Raw genomic sequence first — 18,302 nt, 5'->3', positions numbered from 1 at the left:
GACTTCCCACAGCCGTACGATCGCCGGGTATTTCCTTCCCCAGGCCTCACTGAACTCCATGAAGCGTTCCAGGGCGGCGTCCTCGATCGGCGCGGTGTAGACGGGGTTGAGCGCCTTCGCGATCTTCTCCCAGTCCTGCCTGGCCGCGTAACGGAAGCTGTTCCGCAGGAGGTGAACCACGCACGTTTGCACGATCGTCGCAGGTCAGACCGTGTTGACCGCGTCCGGAAGACCGGTCAGGCCGTCGCAGACCAGCATCAGCACATCACGGGCGCCCCGGTTCTTGATCTCGGTGAGGACCTGCAGCCAGTACTTGGCGCCCTCGCCGCCGTCGCCGACCCACAGGCCCAGGATGTCCCGATGCCCCTCCGCCGTCACGGCCAAGGCCATGTAGACGGGCCGGTTGGCGACCTGCCCGTCCCTGACCTTCACGCAGTCGATGAAGACGACCGGATAAACGCTGTCCAGGGGACGGTTCTGCCATTCGGCCATGCCAGCCATCACGCTGTCGGTGATCGTGGAGACGGTGGTCTTGGAGACCTCCGTGCCGTAGACCTCGGCCAGGTGGGCGGAGATCTCGCCGTGGGTAAGGCCCTTCGCGGACAGGGACAGGACCATCTCGTCCACGCCGCCCAGGCGCCGCTGGCGCTTCTTGACCAGCTGCGGTTCGAACGTGCCCGCCCGGTCCCGCGGCACCGTGATCTCCACCGGGCCGACCTCGGTGGTCACGGTCTTGGACCGGTGGCCGTTGCGGTAATTCTCCCGGCCGCCCTCGACCCGTTCACCGGGCTCGTGTCCGAGGTGGTCGGTCAGCTCACCCTCCAGCGCGGACTCCAGCACCTTGCGCGTCAGCTCCGCCAGAAGGCCGCCCTCGCCGGTCAGCTTCACTCCGCCGGCCTGGGCCCGGGCCACCAGTTCGGCAACCAGACCGTCATCCACAGCATCCAGCGCACCCACGGCGGCCTCCCCGGCCTTGATGTCACTCATCACGTCAGTCATCAACTGTCGCTTCCAGCTCGGGAGTTACACCGGTTACCGTAAAGACCCGTTGTGGTTCGGCGTGTCATTCGCAACGGATATTCGAACGCGCATGGCATTGGCGTGTGCCCAAGAAGAACGACTACGTGAGACTTACAGGGACCGGCAATTGGGGGGCGGCGTCGCGGGGCTGGGCAGCCAGCGCTTTGCTCATGGCCGGCCTCATCTTGACGACCCGCCTGCACAGCTCTGCCGCTTCCACCCCGGGGTGGTTGCCGGGAGCGCCCTCGTGCGCCTGAACGGTGCCGATTGCTTCACCGTAATCCACAGCCGCCGCCACGAACGCTGCGTACGCTTGCCGCCGCCCGTCTCGGCGCCACTGCTCGTGCTGCGAGCGGCGTTGCATGGTGCCGTTCAGTCGCGCGGCTCCGAGAGCACCCACCATGCCCGAGCATGTACCGACGATTGCCGCGAGAGCAGTCATGATCCCTGGTTCCACAGTTCCGCCCCCTGTGAGGAACACCCGCTGGCACTGGTCGACGAAGTAACACCCCATCCGGTTGCGTGCGAAGACGCTGACACCGAGCTCTTCGACTGGCCCAGAGCTTTCCAGCTGGCAGAGCAGGCCAACTACGCCACTAGGGCTTGTCCGGCGGATCGTGCCGCGGTTGTGGGCCCTGGCATGCCCATCTGCACACAGAAGGTGACGGCCGCCCGTATCCGGCCTGATCCCGCCGGACAGGACCTAGCCAGCTCCCCCACGGGCGCACGAAGATCGCTCAGTGACTGATGACGAACTGTTCGAGGCCGTCCGCGCTCGCGTGAAGGCGGGACGACCCACCGACTCGACCTCAACTTTGACGACACCCGAACCCGCCTCGCTGGACACGGTTGAGGATGCGGAGCGCAGTACCGGCTTCCGGCTACCGCCGCTGGTCCGTCGCCTTTACCTGGAGATCGCCGACGGCGGCGTCGGTCCGTTCCTCGGTTTCTCGCCCCTGCACGGCAAGGAGCTGGGCATGGTAAACGGCTATCTCGACTACCTGAACGCCGAGCTGGCCCTGGAGGATCCGCCCGCCCCGCCGCCAGGCGTGCTGTTCCTCTGCGACTTCGGCTGCGCGATGTGGGCGCTGCTCGACTGCCGTCATCCCGAAGGCCAGATGTGGTGGTGGGAGGAAGGCGACCGCCACAAACTTGACTTGACCTTCCCCCAGTGGATCCAGGCGTGGCTCGACGGGCACCTCACCCACAAGTACATGGAGGCACGGCAACTGCGGGACGAATCCTGGGTCGGACCGTGGGCCAACGAACAGCCCGGGGCCGTGAGGTTCTGTCCGGCGGATTGAGGCGTCGTAGGCTCCAGGGCATGCACAGCACCCTGACGGCGCATGCCCGGTGTCTCTACGGAGACGAGTACCGACCCACCCCGGAGTGCGGCCTCGAACACCGAGAGCACTACTTCGTCGAGGAGCTGACCTTCGCCGACGCGGATTCGATCCTCGCCATGCTGCGTGAGCTGTGCCCGCACATAGTTGATGGCCGCCTGCCGGTCTGGGTCCGCAACCTGTCCTATCGGCTGGTGCTCTTGCAGCGACCGGACGAACCTGCGTTGATGCGAGAGGCTGCCGAGAACCTGTGGCTGCACGGACCGGACTGGGACGACATCGCCACAGACCTGACGAGGCAGGCAGACGGTCTTGGAACGGGCTGATCGCGGCTTGAGCCAGAGGCGGATCGAGGCCACCGTGACCGTGCCGTGGAAGACATACGCGCGCTTGTCATAGCGCGTGGCCACGGCTCGGGCGTGCTTCAGGCGGTTGATCGTGCGCGCGACCTCGTTCAGGCGCTTGTACATCTCCTTGTCGAAGCCGGCGGGCCTACCTCCTCGACTGCCGCGGCGCTGGAGGTTGGCCCGCTGGTCCTTCGGTTCCGGGATGGTGTGCTTGATCTGGCGTCTGCACAGGTAGCGGCGGTAACGGCGAGAGCTGTAGGCCTTGTCGCCGCCCCGGTGGTCAGGGCGTGCGCGTGGATGGCCACCGCCGGGGCGCTTGACCCGGATGGCCTGTGCGACCTCGGCGTCCGCTTCACCCAGGAGCCCCTGGACATGGGTGCCGTCACCACCGCCGCCTTTGACGACACCTGCGGCAACCTGTTCCAGATCGCGACACAGCCGCAGTAGGCGGTCAGCCGAGTGCGCGGCTCGGCCGCGACGGCGACTGGACCCCGTCATTAGCAACTCGACACCGCATGATCAGGAACTACAGCTACCGTGACTGTGCGCTTGAGTTGGCCAACGGTGCCAACTGAGATGCTCAGTCACACCTTGTGAGACTGAGCGCCAGCTATAGATAGGGGTCGCCAGATCTTGTTGGCGGCTGCGGGGTGGCGGCTGCGTCGATCGTTTGGGCGAGGGCCGTCAGAGTGGGTCGAGGCGGCGCTTGAGCAGGCAGAACTCGTTTCCTTCCGGATCGGCGAGGACGTGCCAGGACGCCTCCGCAGGCTGACCGATGTCGACGAGTTTGGCCCCGGCGGCCAGGAGGCGCTCGAGCTCGGCGTCCTGATCGCGGTCGGTGGGGTTGACGTCGATGTGCAGCCGGCCATGCCCGTTCTTCGGCTCGTCGTTGCGGATGAGGAAGATCGTCGGCTGCGGGCCGCCGAACCCTTCGCGCGGACCTATCTCGATGCAGCCCTCCTCTTCGCGATCGAGCTCTATGAAGTCCAGGATCTCGCACCAGAACCGCGCCAGCACCTCGGGGTCGCGGCACTCGAGCACGAGCTCACTGATACGGCATGCCATTGACGAAACCTACTCTCAGCATGGGAACTGCCGGGGCGGCCGCACGCGGATCTCATGGGCTCCCTGCAGTGAGAACAAGCTCGCACCGTACCGGGCGAGGCGAGCGGGGTCGAATTGTTTCAGGCTCGCCTGGTCAGGTCGCCAGCCGAGGGCCGCAGATCGCGCAGCAGGGCAGCCGGCCTGCCTCGATCCACCCGATACAAGATCATGTACTGAGCCGCCAAGAAGACCTGGGCACTCCCGCCAATTGAGCCTGGGAATACGGCAGTACCCGCTGCTTACCCGTCCTCCAGCCGCCGTCTACAGCTGGGGGTCGCAAGCGCTTCAGTCGGCACCTGAGCGGCTGAGTTGGCACCGCTGCGCATCCGATTTGGCGTACGGAGTCCTCCTACGCACCGATGACCTGGCGAGTCGGGCCTCTGATTGGCACCCGAATCCGTCCCGATCTGGTGGAACCGCAATCGAGGCGCCAGCCAGGGCTCGTTCGGGACGGCGGCACCATCGCGCGGCGCGACCTCACCCTCACCACCCAGAACCCGGACGGATGCCCTCCAGAACGCCCGCCCGGGGCCGGTGACACCGCGCGGCCCTAGGGTGAGCGGCATGACGACGGCGACGGATGGAGATGGGGCGGCGGAGTGCCCGGCGCTGCGGCGTGCGTTGAGCGAGTTGGACGCGCGGCTCGCCGAGGCCACCGAGCGCGGGCCCGGAACACACCTCCGGTTCGAGCCCCTGGTAGAGCGACTGCGGACACCCGGCGGCCGCGTTCCTGCAGTCGGACCTTGAGCGCCGGCTTGCCTGTCACGTCGACGCCGACGACTCCTTCGCGCGGGACCGGATTTGCTGTCAGCGGGGCCCGTTACCTTTGGGTCATGTCGATCACCGCACAACTGCGCGACTCGGTGAGGCTGCCGGGTGGGGATGCACTGGTCAACGGCTTCTCCTTCGAGAGCCGTGGGGACGGGCCGCGCCGCGCTCTTCTCCAGAACGGGCACGAGCTGGAGGTCTACGACCTGTACGAGGTCTTCGCGGGGGAGCACGCGCCGACCGCCGTCTTCCCCCTTCCCTGGCCGGGGTGGGGCCGTGGTGTTCACTCGGTGAGCCCCGACGGCTCCTTCGCGGTGTTCTCGGGCCAGCGCGCGGTAAGGGCCGTGAGCGTGGGCGGAGAGACGCTGTGGGAGTACCGGCACGGCTGCTGGGGGCCCGAGATCGGCCACGCGCATACGGGGGACGAGCAGGAGGTGTGCCGCGGTCTCGAGCACGGATCCTGCCGGGTCTCCGACGACGGCCGGCTCGTCTGGGCGCATGTCGTGGTGGAACCGGAGAAGCAGGATTGGCAGGAATGCTGGGTCGTCCTGGACGCCCGGGACGGACGGGAACTGGCCCAGCTGCCGCTGGACAGCGCGGCCTCCGGTTCACACCACCTGTCCCACCCGGACGGCACCCACATGGGTCTCTGCATCGGCATGGGCCAGGACGGCATCCTGCTCCACTGGGCGCGCTGGGACGGCGAGAAGCTGACCAGCTGGGACCTCAACGAGACCATGGACCGCATCCTGATGGACGTCCACCCGGGGCTCCCCGGCTTCCTGACAGTCGAGCACTACGGAGCTGACCTGAGACTGCACGCCCTGGACGGAGCCGTGCTCGCCCAGGCGGCCCCCGAGCCGGCCGACGACGAGGGCCCGCCCTGCTGGGACTACGGCTGCGGCTTCGTCGACGCCGACACCGTCATCGCCTCGACGGTCGAATCCGACGAGGACCCGGAGCAGGCCCGCCACTGGCTGCTCGATGCCCGCACCCTGGAGATACGCGGGACGGTCACTTATCCCACGGGCCCCGTCGACAGCTACGTGTGCCCGCTCGGAGATGGGACCTGGCTCACCTACCACGACACGAGCGAGACACTCAATCGCTGGATTGCAGCAGCGCCTTGAGCGCGGTGGCGGGCTCGCACCGAACTTCTTGCCGACGGTGGCAACGACCGCGTCCGGCAGACGAAGGGTGACGACGTGGGCGCACGTCGTCGCAGGTGGCGCACCAGGACACCCCGCGGCCGGAGAGTTCCTCCTCGCCGGGGATGCCGAGCTTGCGGTATCCGGAGCCGGTCGCGACGATCACGGTCTTGGCGCGGTGGGCGGCGCCGGCCGAGTCGGTGAGCAGCTTCTTCGGCACGTTCCTGCTCGGCAAGGCCCTCGGACTGGCCTACGACCGCACCGCCACACTGGCGTTCACCGCGGCGGGCAACAACTTCGAGCTGGCCATCGCCGTCGCCATCGCCACCTTCGGCGTCACCTCCGGCCAGGCCCTCTCCGGAGTCGTCGGCCCCCTCATCGAGGTCCCCGTCCTGATCGGACTCGTGTACGTAGCGCTGGCCTGGCAAGAAGTTCACCCCGCGGCACTCACCACCTCGGGAAGGGACGACTGATGCACTGCCTCGACTGCCGCACCGCAGGAACGAACAGCCCCACCGTCGGCGTCTGCCAGAGCTGCGGCGCCGGGATCCGCGCGGCGCATGCCCGCATCGCGACCCGGAGCGTGCGACAGGGCAGCCTGATCGCAGAGGAATCGCCCGCCGGAGCGGGCAGGTAGGTGATGTCGCCTGTCCATACCCGGACGGGGCCGGTCGCGGTGAAGTCCCGCCGGAGCAGGTCCGCCACCAGCTGACCGCGCACATGCGGTGCGAGAACGCGACGTTGGTGCAGCGTCCGCCGGTCCGTAGCACCACGGCGGCAGAGCGGACCGGTGTGAGGCCGGGTCAGGTGACACGGAGGATCCCTGCCCCCGGGCGGGCGTGACGGCAACACGAACATCGGCCCCGGATCTCCCCAGTGATTGTCTTCACACCACGCCCGGCATCGCGGCCTATCCGCCTCCCGCCTCGCCTTGTAACCTCTGACCATGCTTTTCCCGGACCACACGACGGTTCGGGCACGCCGTCGTCTGTCTCCCAGTGGGGCGCATGTCTACCAGCGATTCCGACACACGCAGCCTACTGGCGATCGCATCACCCGGCTTGGTCGGACGCGAGCGCGAACTCGCCGCTCTGAGAGCGGCGTTGTCCGACCCACCGGTGGTCGTGCTGATCGAGGGCGAGGCCGGGATCGGTAAGAGCCGACTGGTCCAGGAGCTGCTCGCGGCGCATGCCCCGGCTCAGCAGCGGGTGCTGCTGGCGGCCTGCCCGGCTGTTCGACAGCCCTTTACGCTCGGGCCGGTGGTGGACGCGATCCGACCGGCGACCGAGGATGTCGCCCGGCTCGGCCTGAGCGGGCTGGCGGGGGCGCTCCGGCCGTTGTTCCCCGAGTGGGCATCGGCGTTGCCGCCCACACCCGACCCGGCCGAAGACGCGGCAGCGGCACGACACCGGCTGTTCCGGGCCATCGAGGAGTTCCTCGAACGGCTCGAGATCGGGTTGCTCGCGGTTGAGGACGTGCACTGGGCAGATGAGGCCACCCTGGAGTTTCTGCTGTTCCTGGCATCACGTCCGGGGCAACGCATCAGTCTGCTCGTGAGTTACCGTCCGGAGGAAATCGCGCCGGACTCCCTGCTGCTGCGGTTGTCGTCGCGGCAACCGGCGGGAGCGGCGCGGCTGCGGCTGTCGTTGGAGCCGTTGGATGTTCCCGGGACTGCCGAGATGGTGTCCTCGATGCTGGGTGGGGAACGGGTTTCCGACGAGTTCGCGACCATCCTGCACGACCGGACCGACGGGCTTCCGCTCGCGGTCGAGGAGACCGTCCGGCTGATGTGGAACCGCGCTGATATGACCCCGCGGGGCGATTCCTGGGCGCGGCAACGACTGAGTGAGATCGACGTACCGCCGACGGTGCGGGACGTCGTACTGGAACGCGGCGCACGGCTCGGCCCGGCGGCGCAGGCGGCGTTGCGCGCGGCCGCCGTACTCACCGACCCCGCCCCCGAGGACGCCGTCGTCGAGGTGATGGCTCCGGAAGGCGATCCGGCGAGCAGGCTGGCGGGCCTGGCGGAGGCGGTGGGTTCGGGGCTGCTGAGGGAGGACACCAGCGGGCTGGTCTCGTTCCGGCACATGCTGGCGTGCCGCGCGGTGTACGAGGCGATTCCTCTGCCGCAGCGGCGGGCGATGCACCTGCGTGCCGCACACGTCCTCGAAGGCGGCACCCCGTCCCCGGTCGCCCAGCTGGCGCGCCACTTCCGGGAGGCCGGTGACACGACGGCGTGGTGCCGCTACGCGGAACAGTCTGCCGACCTCGCCCTCGGCTCGGGTGACGATGCGACGGCGGTCATCCTGGTGCACGATCTGCTCACCAACGCCGACCTGCCGCCCGCCGACGTGGTGCGGCTGACCGGCAAGGTTCCGTTCTGTCTGCTCAGCGGGCACGAACGCTACCGCGAACTGATGGACGCTCTCCGCCTCGTGCTGGACACCGGTGAGCCGGCGCCGAGCGAGGCGGCGGAGATCCGCTTCCATGTCGCCCGGCTGCTGCAGCAGACGGAGGCGTTCGAGCAGTCCCGGATCGAGATGGAACGCGCGCTGCCCGACCTCGGGCACGACCCGGCGAAGGCAGCCCGCGCCATGATGTTTCTCGGCCTGCCGTACGGGACGACGACACCGGCGGCCGAACACCTCAGGTGGCTGCGGCGCGTTGCGCAGGTGCCGGTCTCGATGGCGCCGGGGGACCGGCTGAACATCCGGGTCGGGCGGGCGAGCGGGCTTTTGCTGCTCGGTGAGGAGGAGGGGTGGGCGGAGGCGGCGTTGATCGCCGATGACGCGTCCACCGCCGCGGAGAGGCAGCAGATCACGGTCGGCCAACTCAACGTCGGGCACATGGCGCTGATCTGGGGGAGGTACCCGGAGGCGAGGCGGGTGCTCACGCTGGCCGTAGGGCTGGCCGACACGCATCAGTACCGGAAGCTCCATGGGATAGGGCAGGTGACGCTGGCCCACCTGGACTGGCTCACCGGAGCCTGGGACGGGCTTGGCGAGCGGGCCGGATCGCTGGCCGGTGACGAGGAACTCCTGCAGCCGGTGAGCCGCCTGGCGCCGGCCATGGTCACCGGCTTGCTGTATGCGGCCCGCGGTGATCAGGACAGAGCCGACGAGTGCCTGCGGCTCGTCCTTGAACAGGCGGTCCGCCATGGCGGGGCGGAGTACTCCATCGAACCTGCCGGCGCCCTGGCCAGGCTTCGGCTCGGCGCCGGGCGGATCGACGACGTGCTTCAGCTGACCGACGAGCCGATCCGGTTCCTGGAACGCAAGGGCACCTGGATCTGGGCCACCGAACTCGCCCCGGTCCGAGCCGAGGCGCTGCTCATGGCCGGCCGCGCCGACGAAGCCGGTGACCTGGTCGACGCTTTCGCAGCGGGAGTGCGCGATCGCCGCGCACCTGGCCCGCACGCCGCCTTGTCGACCTGCAGGGCGATCCTGGCCCAGCATCAAGGCGATCCCCTCGGCGCCGCCGAACTGTTCGCGCGTGCGGCCGACGCGTGGCAAGGCCTTCCACGGCCGTACGACGTCCTGCTCAGCCGTGAGCGACAGGCCCGCTGTCTGCTACGTGCGGACCAGTCCGAAGCGGCTCTCTCCGTCCTTGCGGAGACCTTCCAGGGGTTGTCCACCCTCGGCGCTCGTGGCGACGCCGAGCGCGTCATGCACACACTGCGTGGATACGGTGTCGGGGTGAAGCGTCCGTCCTGGCACGGTGGACGGCGAAGCTACGGCGATCAACTGTCCCCCCGGGAGCTCGACGTAGTCCGGCTGCTCGTCGGAGGCCGGACCAACCGGGAGATCGCCGGTGTCCTCATCCTGTCGCCGAAGACGGTCGCGCGGCACGTGGAAGGAGCGATGCGCAAGCTCGAGGTCTCGTCCCGGACGGCGCTGGCCGTGAAGGTCGTCGAAGCCGGCGTCGTCGTCGACAGCCCGGCCGGCGCGCACCGTTAGGCGGGCGAGGCAGCAAAATTGGGTCATCTGCCCAGTCGTCCGGTGGCCGGTGCGTGAACAACACTCAGCGTCATGGAAGCATTACCTCCGCCTGTCGCCCCTCATCCCCCCGCGTCCGCAAGGCTTCTGGCGCACGGTCGAATCCAACGGACCGCCTCGACCGGCCCATTCGTCCTGGCTCTCCGACGCAGCTAGTGCCCCTCCCGGCACCAGGTTCCGGGGCGAACCCCGCAGGCTGACCGACCGGTGCCAGGTCACTGCCGCAGCAGCAGGACGCGCCGTTCGCCGTCCGGCGCTGCGCCACCGATCGGCCTGGAGCAGCACTGGTTGGCACCACCCGCATGCATCGCAGCCGCTCGGTGCGATGCCGAATCCCCGCAACCGCGCGGTATCCGCGCGCACTCTCCCCTCAGAAAAGGTCATTGCCGCATGAGACAGTCACCACCGGCCGGGGCAACCAGGTTCCCGCCCCACCTGACCATCCCCATACTCCGGCGCCTGCCGCACCGCTCACATCGGGCACTCACGGCGCTGCTCGCCGCGGCCTGTGTGGCCGGGACGCTCGGCACCTCCAGCATCGCCGCCGCCGAAACGCCGGCCACCCGGGCGAGCCAGCCGCAGCAGAACGGCCCGGTCGTCGCCACACACACGCTCACCCTCGTCACGGGCGAGGTCGTGACGCTGGAGCGCCACGCCAACGGCCTCCAGGCGGCGACGGTCGAGTCTGCGCCCGACGGCACCCCGGCGGCGTTCTCCACCATCAAGGTGGGCGACGAGGTCTATGTCATCCCGGACAAGGCACAGCCGTACCTTGCCGCGAACGAGCTCGACCGCGAGCTGTTCAACGTCACCAAGCTGGTCGAGTACGGCTACGACGACGCGCACCGCCCCGCCGTGCCGCTGATGGCGACCTTCGCGGGTGCGCCGGGCAAGGCGGGCAAGGCGCTCAAGCAGGCCGCGCCGGCCGGTTCGGTGAAGGCCGACGAGTTGCCCAGCGCCAACGCGGTGGCGCTGCGCGCGAGCAAGAAGAAGGCGGCGACGTTCTGGGAGGCGGTCGACGACGACAGCGCCGCCGCGACGAAGGCACCGAAGCTCGCCGATGGCATCAAGAAGCTCTGGCTCGACCGGCCGGTGCAGGTGACGCTGGATCAGAGTGTGCCGCAGATCGGCGCGCCGGAGGCGTGGGCGGACGGCTACGACGGCACCGGCACCAAGGTGGCCGTCCTCGACACCGGTGTCGACCCCAACCACCCTGATGTGGCGGGGCGGGTGAAGAAGACGCAGAACTTCACCGACGACCCCGACGCGGTCGACCACCACGGTCACGGCACGCATGTCGCCTCGACCATCGCCGGCTCGGGTGCCGCGTCGGGCGGCAAGTACAAGGGTGTGGCGCCGGGCGCCGACCTGTACATCGGCAAGGTCCTCAACAATGCCGGTAGTGGCCCCCAGTCGGGGGTCATCGCCGGCATGGAGTGGGCGGTGGCCCAGGGTGCGGACGTCGTCAGCATGAGTCTGGGCTCGGAGGCCCCCAGTGACGGCACCGACCCGATCAGCGAGGCCGTCAACCAGCTCACCGCGTCCTCCGGCTCGCTGTTCGTCATCGCGGCCGGCAACACGGGCCCGGGCAAGTCGACCGTGGGCTCGCCGGGTGCCGCCGACGCCGCGCTGACCGTCGGCGCGGTGTCCAAGCAGGACCAGCTCGCGAACTTCTCCAGCCGCGGCCCGCTCAAGGACACCTTCGCCGTCAAGCCGGAGATCACCGCACCGGGCGTGGGCATCGTCGCCGCGCGCGCCGCCGGCACCTCGATGGGTACCGCGGTCGATGCCAACTACACCGCGGCCAGCGGCACCTCGATGGCCACGCCGCATGTGGCCGGCGCCGCGGCGATCCTCGCCCAGCGCCATCCGGACTGGACCGCCGACCGGCTCAAGCAGGTGCTGGTCGGCACCGCCAAGCAGGGCTCGTACACCGCCTACCAGCAGGGCAGCGGCCGGGTCGACGTGCCCAAGGCCATCGACGCCACGGTCTACTCCAGCCCCGCCGTCGTCAGCATGGGCAAGTCGACGGCCGAGAGCGCGCCGGTCACCAAAACGGTCAACTACGTCAACACCTCCTCCACGGACAAGACGCTGTCGCTCAGCCTGGCCTCTTCCGGGGAGACCGGGCCCGCACCGGACGGCACGTTCACGCTCAGCGCCACCGGCGTGACGGTCCCGGCGAACTCCACCGCGAGCGTGACGGTGACCTACCACCCCGAGCTCGGCGCCCTGGGTGACTACACCGGTGTCATCACCGCCACCGCGACCGACGGCACCGCGATCCACACCACCGTCGGCGCGACGAAGGGGGTGCCCACCGTCGACCTCACCGTCGACACGATCGACCGGCACGGAAACCCGGCGACCGGCGAGCTCGCGGTGTTCAACCTGGACACGGGGGCTCTCCAGCAGGTCTTCCCCCAGGGCGGAACCAAAACTGTCGCGGTGCCGCTGGGACGCTACTCCGTCATGGGTGTCGTACACACGAGGGACAAGGCCTCGTCCCTGGTCACGGACTACACCCTCGCCGGTGAGCCCGTGGTGGAAGTGAAGGCGGACCGGACGATCACGCTGGATGCCCGGCTGGGCAAGGAGGTCAAGGTCGCCACGCCCAAGGAGTCCGAGCAGAGCCAGTTCAAACTCGGGTACCGCCAGCAGCTCCCCGGCAAGCTGGGGCTCGACTTCATGAAGGGCGCGTCGAGCCCGCTCTGGGACCACGCCTATGTGGTGCCCACCGAGCCGGTGGAGCTCGGCACGTTCGAGTTCCACTTCCAGCAGCGCAGGTTCTCGCCGGTGATCCGGGCGTCCTATGCCGGGCAGGCACGCGCGCTCCCGCTGGAGCCAGTGATCTATGCGGCCCAGCTGTACGGCGCCAGCACGCTCCAGGCGGTCGACGCCGGCATGGCGAGGCCGGAGGACCTGACCGGCAAGGACCTCGGCGGCAAGCTCGCGGTCGTCACCCGCGATGCCACCCGGAAGTCCATCGACCAGATCACCGCGGTCGCCGGCGCCGGCGCGAAGGCAGTGGTCATCGTCAACGACCGGCCCGGCCCCTTCGCCACCATCGTGCCGCGTGCCACCGGCACTGCCATCCCGGCCTGGTCCCTCACCCAGGACGAGGGCGCGGTGCTCTTCGGCCGGATGGCCGACGGTCCCACGCAGATCGTCCTGAAGGGGATCACAGGCGTTCCCCAGGTGTACAACATCGCGACGATGGTTCCCGGCAGGATTCCGGCCGACCCCGTCGACGCGGTCACCGCGGAGAACTCGACCGTGGTGAAGTCGCACTACCGCAGCACCAAGGGCACCATGATCGGCGACGCCGCCCTGGCGTTCCGCCCGAACGATTCCCTCGTCTCCGGCGTCCTGGACTCCTTCGACGCGCCGGTGGACCGGGAGGAGTGGTACTCCACCGGCAGCAGGTGGCCGATGATGAACCAGATTCGGTGGGCGCACAGCGTCTACCCGGACCGCACCGACATCTCCCGCAGTATGAGGAACGGACTCCGCACCTACCAGCCGGGCGAGCAGCACGAGGAGACCTGGCTGGGCGCGGCAAACGGCCCGGCCGGACCGGAGAACACCCAGGCGGTCCGTGAGGGTGACAACATCACCCTCACCATGCCGGAGATGAGTGACAGCGAACCGGGGCACTACAGCCAGTTCGCAAACGACGCCGACAAGGCGACGGCGCGGATATACCAGGACGGGAAGCTCCTCAAGGAGGCGCCGCGACTCTCGCTGACCACGCTGCCGGTCAGTCCTGACCCGGCGACCTACCGCGTCACCCTGGACACCCAGCACCCGGCGTGGTTCCCGCTGTCCACACAGACCAGCACCGCATGGACGTTCAAGTCCGCCCGGCCGGCGAGCGGCAAGGAGAACCTGGCGCTGCTCTGGCCGAAGTACGGCTTCGACCTGGATGCGGAGAACACCGCCGTGGGTGACGCCATCGACGACTTCGATCTGGCGTTCGCGCTCCAGACCGGGGCCACCCCGGACATCGACGGGGTCGAGGTGGAGGCGTCCACCGACGACGGTGCCACCTGGAGCCCTGCGACGGTGAAGACCAAGACCGACGGCCACTACAAGGTGTCAGTCCGCAACCCGGCATCGGGCTACGTGTCGCTGCGCGTCAAGGCACAGGACGCCAACGGCAGCCAGATCGAGCAGACCCTGATCAGGGCCTACGCCGTGCGCTGACCCTCACGGCAGACCCTGAGTTGCTGACCGCGCCCCTGGCACGAGGCATGTCCCTTGTGCCAGGGGCGCACCTCTTCGGTCGAACTGAGCGCCTCGCCAACTCATCGTGACCGGGCGCACGGTCTCCCGAGTCATGGGCAGAATGGTGTCCTGGGCCATATCCCAACGGCAACAATTTCATCTTCCTGTCCGAGGACTTCCGTGCCGGAAGCGTCGGACACCCCTGGGAGGAGTCGCTGTGTCTCGTCGGGCAGCAACTGCTGGACGTCGTTCTGCGGTGATGCTCAGGCAGTGAGCGGGCAGTGCGCCGTCGAGGTGGTGGCGTCTGGTTGTGGCCTTACCAGGGAAGGGTTCCTTCGGCGTCGAAGTAGCCTCCGGTAGGGCCGTCGGGGGCCACCTGCGCCATGCGCACGATGATCTGGGCGCCCTGCTCGACGGTCTGGAAGCCCGTGTTGCCGTTCAGGTCGGTCTTGGTGAAGCCGGGCTCCACGTGTGCCGCATCAGGTCGGCGGTCACGTCCGCGGGCATCACGACGTTGCTCTCACCCCTCTCCTCGATGCCTGCGTTGTTGATCAGTACGTCAAGTCCACCGGCGGCCTCGACGGCCTCGGCCGCAGCCGCGACGGACGCGTCGTCGGTGGTGTCGAGCTGGACCAGCCGTGCGCCCAGCTGCTCGGCGGCCCGGCGCCCGCGTTCACGGTGTTGCTCGGGATGCCGCGCTCGTAGCGGTCCAGGTCGTAGCGGACCGCGCCGTCATCGACGATCAGCAACGTCCAGGCGTCGTGGACGTGAATGGGGTTGCGAGCTGCTGTCGGTTTGCTGCGCTGAAGTGAGTTGTAGCGAGCAGGGGTGAGTGCTGTGTGTGGGGGGAAACGGGGGTTCTGGGGCCGAATGGGTGACCTTTGGCGCCTGTGTTCGTTGGGCTGGGTGGCAGGTGTCCGGCCTTGCGGGAGGGGGTGGTGTGGTGGGTGGTTTGCGGGAGTTGGCGGCGTCCTTCGTGGTGCCCGGGCCTTGCGGGGTGTCGATCCGGGACCGTCTGGGGCACCTCACGGCCCGGGATGAGACCGTGCTGCGTGCGGTCGGTGAGCATCAGGGGCGTCTGGCTTCGCGTGATCTCAAGGCTCGTTGTGCGGATGGGCTGGAGCACAGTGCGGACACCTGGGCGTCGCGCAAGCGGGACCTGACCGCACTGTCGTCGTCGCGGATCGCGGGTGCGATCACCAAGGCCACCCGTGACCAGTGGGCGCTCGCGCGCCGTTGCCAGGCCGCGCACATCCAGAACCTGGCAGCCGGGATCAGGACGCTGCGGCATCGGCTGTCCCTCCCGATCGGGGAACGCGGTACGAAGCGGGCCGCGGGCGGCTACCGGTCGAAGAACGAGTGGTTCCGCAAGTCCCGCCGCCTCGCGATGCTGGAGGACCGGCACACTGCTGCTGTCTCCGACTGGCAGGCCGGGCGGGTCCGGGTGGTGCGGGGCGGCAAACGTCTCCTCAACACCCGCCACCACCTCACCGAAGCCGAGCTCACCGAACAGCAGTGGCGTGCCCGCTGGGAAGCGGAACGCTGGTTCATCGCTGCCGACGGTGAGTCGGGGAAGCGGTACGGGAACGAAACGATCCGCGTCACCCCGGACGGCGAGGTCAGCATCAAACTGCCTGCCCCGCTCGCGCACCTGGCCAACGCCCGGTACGGCCGGTACATCCGCACCTCCGGCATCGCGTTCGCGCACCGGGGCGCGGAGTGGGCCGACCGCATCGAAGCCAACCGGGCCGTCGCCTACCGCATCCACCTCGACACGGCGCGCGGCCGCTGGTACCTGACCGCGTCCTGGCAACGCCCCGCCGTCCGGACCATCCCGTTGGAGACCGCCCGCGCCCGGGGCATGGTCGGCGTGGACACCAACGCCGACCACTTCGCCGCCTACCACCTCGACCGGCACGGCAACCCTGTCGGTGACCCGCACCGCTTCCCCTACGACCTGACCGGCACCACCGCTCACCGCGACGCCCAGATCAGGCACGCCCTGACCCGCCTGATCAACTGGGCGGTGCGTGTCGGTGTCACCGCGATCGGCATCGAAGACCTCGACTTCACGCCTGAGAAGACCCGCGAGAAACACGGCCGCCACAAGCGGTTCCGGCAGCTCATCTCCGGCATCCCCACCGGCAAGCTCAAGGCCCGGCTGGCTTCCATGGCTGCCGAACACGGCCTGAGCATTGTCGCGGTCGACCCGGCCTACACCTCCATGTGGGGTGCCCAGCACTGGCAGAGACCGCTGGTCACCCCACGCCGAAAGATGTCCCGTCACGATGCCGCCGGTATCGCGATCGGACGACGCGCCCTTGGGCATCCGGTCCGGCGTCGGACGGCACCGCCCCCACACGACCAGAGCGATCGTGCGGGGCATCGGACCGTCCAGGCCGGACCGGGTGACCGGGGGCGTGAGGGAACCCGCCCGCCCACTACGGACCGCGCCCCTGGAGGCGTGCCGCCGAGCGGGACGCGAAAGCGGGAACCCAGCGCATCCAACACCGTTCGGGATGCGCGCAGTACGCAGCAGTGGGTTCAGGACTCACTTATGCGCACTGGTTAGGAACGGTACGCCACCGAAACGCACCAGGCCAGGGCCGTCCACGCGCCCGGTGACACGCGCTTCAGCAGGGGCGGCTTCACGGACATGCGGTGATCGTAACCAGGCGCTCGCCTTCGGGTATCGGACCAGGGGTGTACAACCAGGGTTGACGGGCGCCGCGACCAAGTGTCAGTTCTGGTCCGATGCCCCGCCGGGCCACGCCGCGGCACCGTTGGCGACGTGATCGAAGTCAACGAACTGACGAAGCGTTACGGCCGCACCACTGCGGTCGACAACCTCACCTTCACCGTTCGCCCGGGCCATGTCACCGGGTTCCTCGGCCCGAACGGCGCCGGAAAGAGCACCACCCTGCGCATGGTTCTGGGGCTCAACGACCCCACCAGCGGCACCATCACGGTCGACGGCCACCCGTTGCGGGACCGCTCGCGCGGCCTGCGCCACGTCGGCGCGCTGCTCGACGCGAGCGATGTCCACGGCGGACGCAGCGGCCGCGCCCACCTGCACGAGGTCGGGCTGGCCGGCGCGGCCGGCCGGCGGATCGGCGGGTACTCGCTCGGTATGAAGCAGCGGCTCGGCATCGCTCGAGTTGGAGGCCCGGTTCGACCCGTCTGTTGTCAGTGGCGCGCGGTACCTCGCTTGACCTGGAGGAATCCAGGAAGGTGGCCATGGAGGTCACCCTCACACCGGTCTGGTGGGAGCGGCGGGAATGGATACGACGCTGGGTGAACAAGCCGGTGCGATTGTGGATCGTCTGCCACGTCGAGGGGCACCGGCCGTGGCGTATCAGCAAGGACGTCATGCCGGACCAGGACGTCCTCGACAGCGTCTACTGAGCACGGCGCGTCCGGATCCCCTGCGGAATCACCCGGGTCCTGGACGGCAGTCTCGTCGCCCGCGCGTACGGCGTCGGCGGCCTCTCGAACTCGACCACGGTGTCGGGACACTTCTCCGCCAGTGCGAGGAGAGCCGCCCTTTCCTTCTTCGCAGTCGATCACGTCTCGTCATAGCGGACCCGCGCCGCGACCCTCCGCAGATGGTTCGAGTGTCCGTGGCGCATCGGATCCTGTCTGGCCGGCAGCGTGCACGGCTCGCCCGGGACGGCCGAGCACTCCAGGCAGCAGACTCCGCGCACCTTGTACCGCCAGTGGCGCAGCGGAGGCCATTTCAGCGCCTCCGGCAGCTCCCAGCCCCACGCTGCTTCCTCGTCGGCCCAGAACGGCGTGGCTTCGGCTGCGGTCGTTGTCCGCCGGCGAGTTGGTGAAGCGTGCCCGGGGGCGGGCGGAAGTGACCCGCTTCTCCGGCCATGCCAGCAGGGCTGGTCGTCTTCCTTCTGAGCTGGTCGACATGTCGTGCGCCGCTGCTGGTTTCGGGCTGGCCGAACGTCGTTCCGTCTCCCATGAGCCCCGTGGCCACCCTTCCATCCCGCTGCATCGACAACAGCGAGAATCAGGTGGTCACGGGCCCTCCGTCACCCCGACACGGCGTGACGTCGACGGGCCGTTGCCCGCTCAAGATTGACGGGCCTGCAAAGGGTGATGGCGCCGGTCGCCGCCAGGCATAGATCTGATCAACGGCCGGCGCCTGAGGGGCATGGAAGCCCGTCACGATGGAAGCCCGTCACGAGTCGACGAGTGCGCGACACGGGATCAGTTGCGGGCGCCCGACCAACGCGGCGAGTTCGCTGTTTGCCGACCCGCCGGCGCGCCACACGATCGTCCGCGGGAACCCTTGCCAGGCGAGAATAGATCTGATCTACTTCTCGCCACCTTTGGGTAGCG

7 protein-coding genes and 9 pseudogenes are annotated in these 18,302 nt (G+C 68.9%); 10 read left to right on the top strand and 6 right to left on the bottom strand.

Annotated elements, in window-relative coordinates:
• Positions 1–3: 3 nt before the first annotated feature.
• A pseudogene (locus tag OH809_RS07405) lies at positions 4–999 on the bottom strand (IS256 family transposase); the annotation flags it as partial.
• Positions 1,000–1,760: 761 nt separating this feature from the next.
• On the opposite strand from OH809_RS07405, the gene OH809_RS07400 reads away from it, so the two are divergent.
• Together OH809_RS07400 and OH809_RS07395 are read left to right on the top strand one after the other, a co-directional pair.
• A complete protein-coding gene (locus OH809_RS07400; RefSeq protein ID WP_406514932.1) occupies positions 1,761–2,324 on the top strand; it encodes an SMI1/KNR4 family protein in 564 nt (187 codons plus the stop codon).
• A gap of 20 nt (positions 2,325–2,344) precedes the next feature.
• Positions 2,345–2,689 (top strand): hypothetical protein, encoded by a 345-nt coding sequence (locus tag OH809_RS07395; protein ID WP_406514931.1) that lies wholly within the window; start codon positions 2,345–2,347, stop codon positions 2,687–2,689.
• 6 nt (positions 2,690–2,695) lie between these two features.
• Here the strand turns inward: OH809_RS07395 and OH809_RS07390 are convergent.
• Positions 2,696–3,043, bottom strand: a pseudogene (locus OH809_RS07390) (IS5/IS1182 family transposase); the annotation flags it as partial.
• A 6-nt stretch (positions 3,044–3,049) separates the two neighbouring features.
• On the opposite strand from OH809_RS07390, the pseudogene OH809_RS07385 reads away from it, so the two are divergent.
• Positions 3,050–3,157: pseudogene (locus OH809_RS07385) on the top strand (VOC family protein); the annotation flags it as partial.
• 237 nt (positions 3,158–3,394) lie between these two features.
• Here the strand turns inward: OH809_RS07385 and OH809_RS07380 are convergent.
• Positions 3,395–3,775 (bottom strand): VOC family protein, encoded by a 381-nt coding sequence (locus OH809_RS07380; RefSeq protein ID WP_406514930.1) that lies wholly within the window; start codon positions 3,773–3,775, stop codon positions 3,395–3,397.
• Positions 3,776–4,647: 872 nt separating this feature from the next.
• Between OH809_RS07380 and OH809_RS07375 the strand changes: the two genes are divergently transcribed.
• Positions 4,648–5,712: a hypothetical protein gene (locus OH809_RS07375; protein WP_406514929.1), complete on the top strand. Its 1,065-nt coding sequence runs from the start codon at positions 4,648–4,650 to the stop codon at positions 5,710–5,712.
• Positions 5,713–5,800: 88 nt separating this feature from the next.
• Here OH809_RS07375 and OH809_RS07370 read toward each other — a convergent pair.
• A pseudogene (locus OH809_RS07370) lies at positions 5,801–5,941 on the bottom strand (thioredoxin-disulfide reductase); the annotation flags it as partial.
• Here OH809_RS07370 and OH809_RS07365 point away from each other — a divergent pair.
• The 4 genes and pseudogenes from OH809_RS07365 to OH809_RS07350 form a co-directional block, all read left to right on the top strand.
• Positions 5,940–6,203: pseudogene (locus tag OH809_RS07365) on the top strand (arsenic resistance protein); the annotation flags it as partial. The pseudogenes OH809_RS07370 and OH809_RS07365 overlap by 2 nt on opposite strands.
• Before the next feature lie 534 nt (positions 6,204–6,737).
• Entirely contained in the window at positions 6,738–9,686 is a 2,949-nt protein-coding gene (locus OH809_RS07360; RefSeq protein ID WP_406514928.1) for an AAA family ATPase, read from the top strand.
• Positions 9,687–10,115: 429 nt separating this feature from the next.
• Complete coding sequence (locus tag OH809_RS07355; protein ID WP_406423155.1) at positions 10,116–13,931, top strand: S8 family serine peptidase; 3,816 nt, start codon at positions 10,116–10,118, stop codon at positions 13,929–13,931.
• Positions 13,932–14,074: 143 nt separating this feature from the next.
• Positions 14,075–14,212: pseudogene (locus OH809_RS07350) on the top strand (DUF2716 domain-containing protein); the annotation flags it as partial.
• A 56-nt stretch (positions 14,213–14,268) separates the two neighbouring features.
• Here the strand turns inward: OH809_RS07350 and OH809_RS07345 are convergent.
• Positions 14,269–14,627 (bottom strand): annotated as a pseudogene (locus tag OH809_RS07345) (SDR family oxidoreductase); the annotation flags it as partial.
• Positions 14,624–14,824, bottom strand: a pseudogene (locus OH809_RS07340) (hypothetical protein); the annotation flags it as partial. The pseudogenes OH809_RS07340 and OH809_RS07345, both read right to left, overlap by 4 nt.
• Positions 14,825–14,895: 71 nt before the next feature.
• On the opposite strand from OH809_RS07340, the gene OH809_RS07335 reads away from it, so the two are divergent.
• Positions 14,896–16,524, top strand: coding sequence for an IS200/IS605 family accessory protein TnpB-related protein (locus OH809_RS07335; protein ID WP_406425323.1), 1,629 nt, complete (start codon positions 14,896–14,898; stop codon positions 16,522–16,524).
• A 219-nt stretch (positions 16,525–16,743) separates the two neighbouring features.
• Positions 16,744–17,106 (top strand): annotated as a pseudogene (locus OH809_RS07330) (ATP-binding cassette domain-containing protein); the annotation flags it as partial.
• Positions 17,107–18,302: the final 1,196 nt, after the last annotated feature.

This window comes from Streptomyces sp. NBC_00873 (assembly GCF_045207415.1).
Lineage (GTDB): Bacteria > Actinomycetota > Actinomycetes > Streptomycetales > Streptomycetaceae > Streptomyces.
Note: the sequence above shows the minus strand (reverse complement) of the source record. Positions and strands in the feature narration are given on the sequence as shown.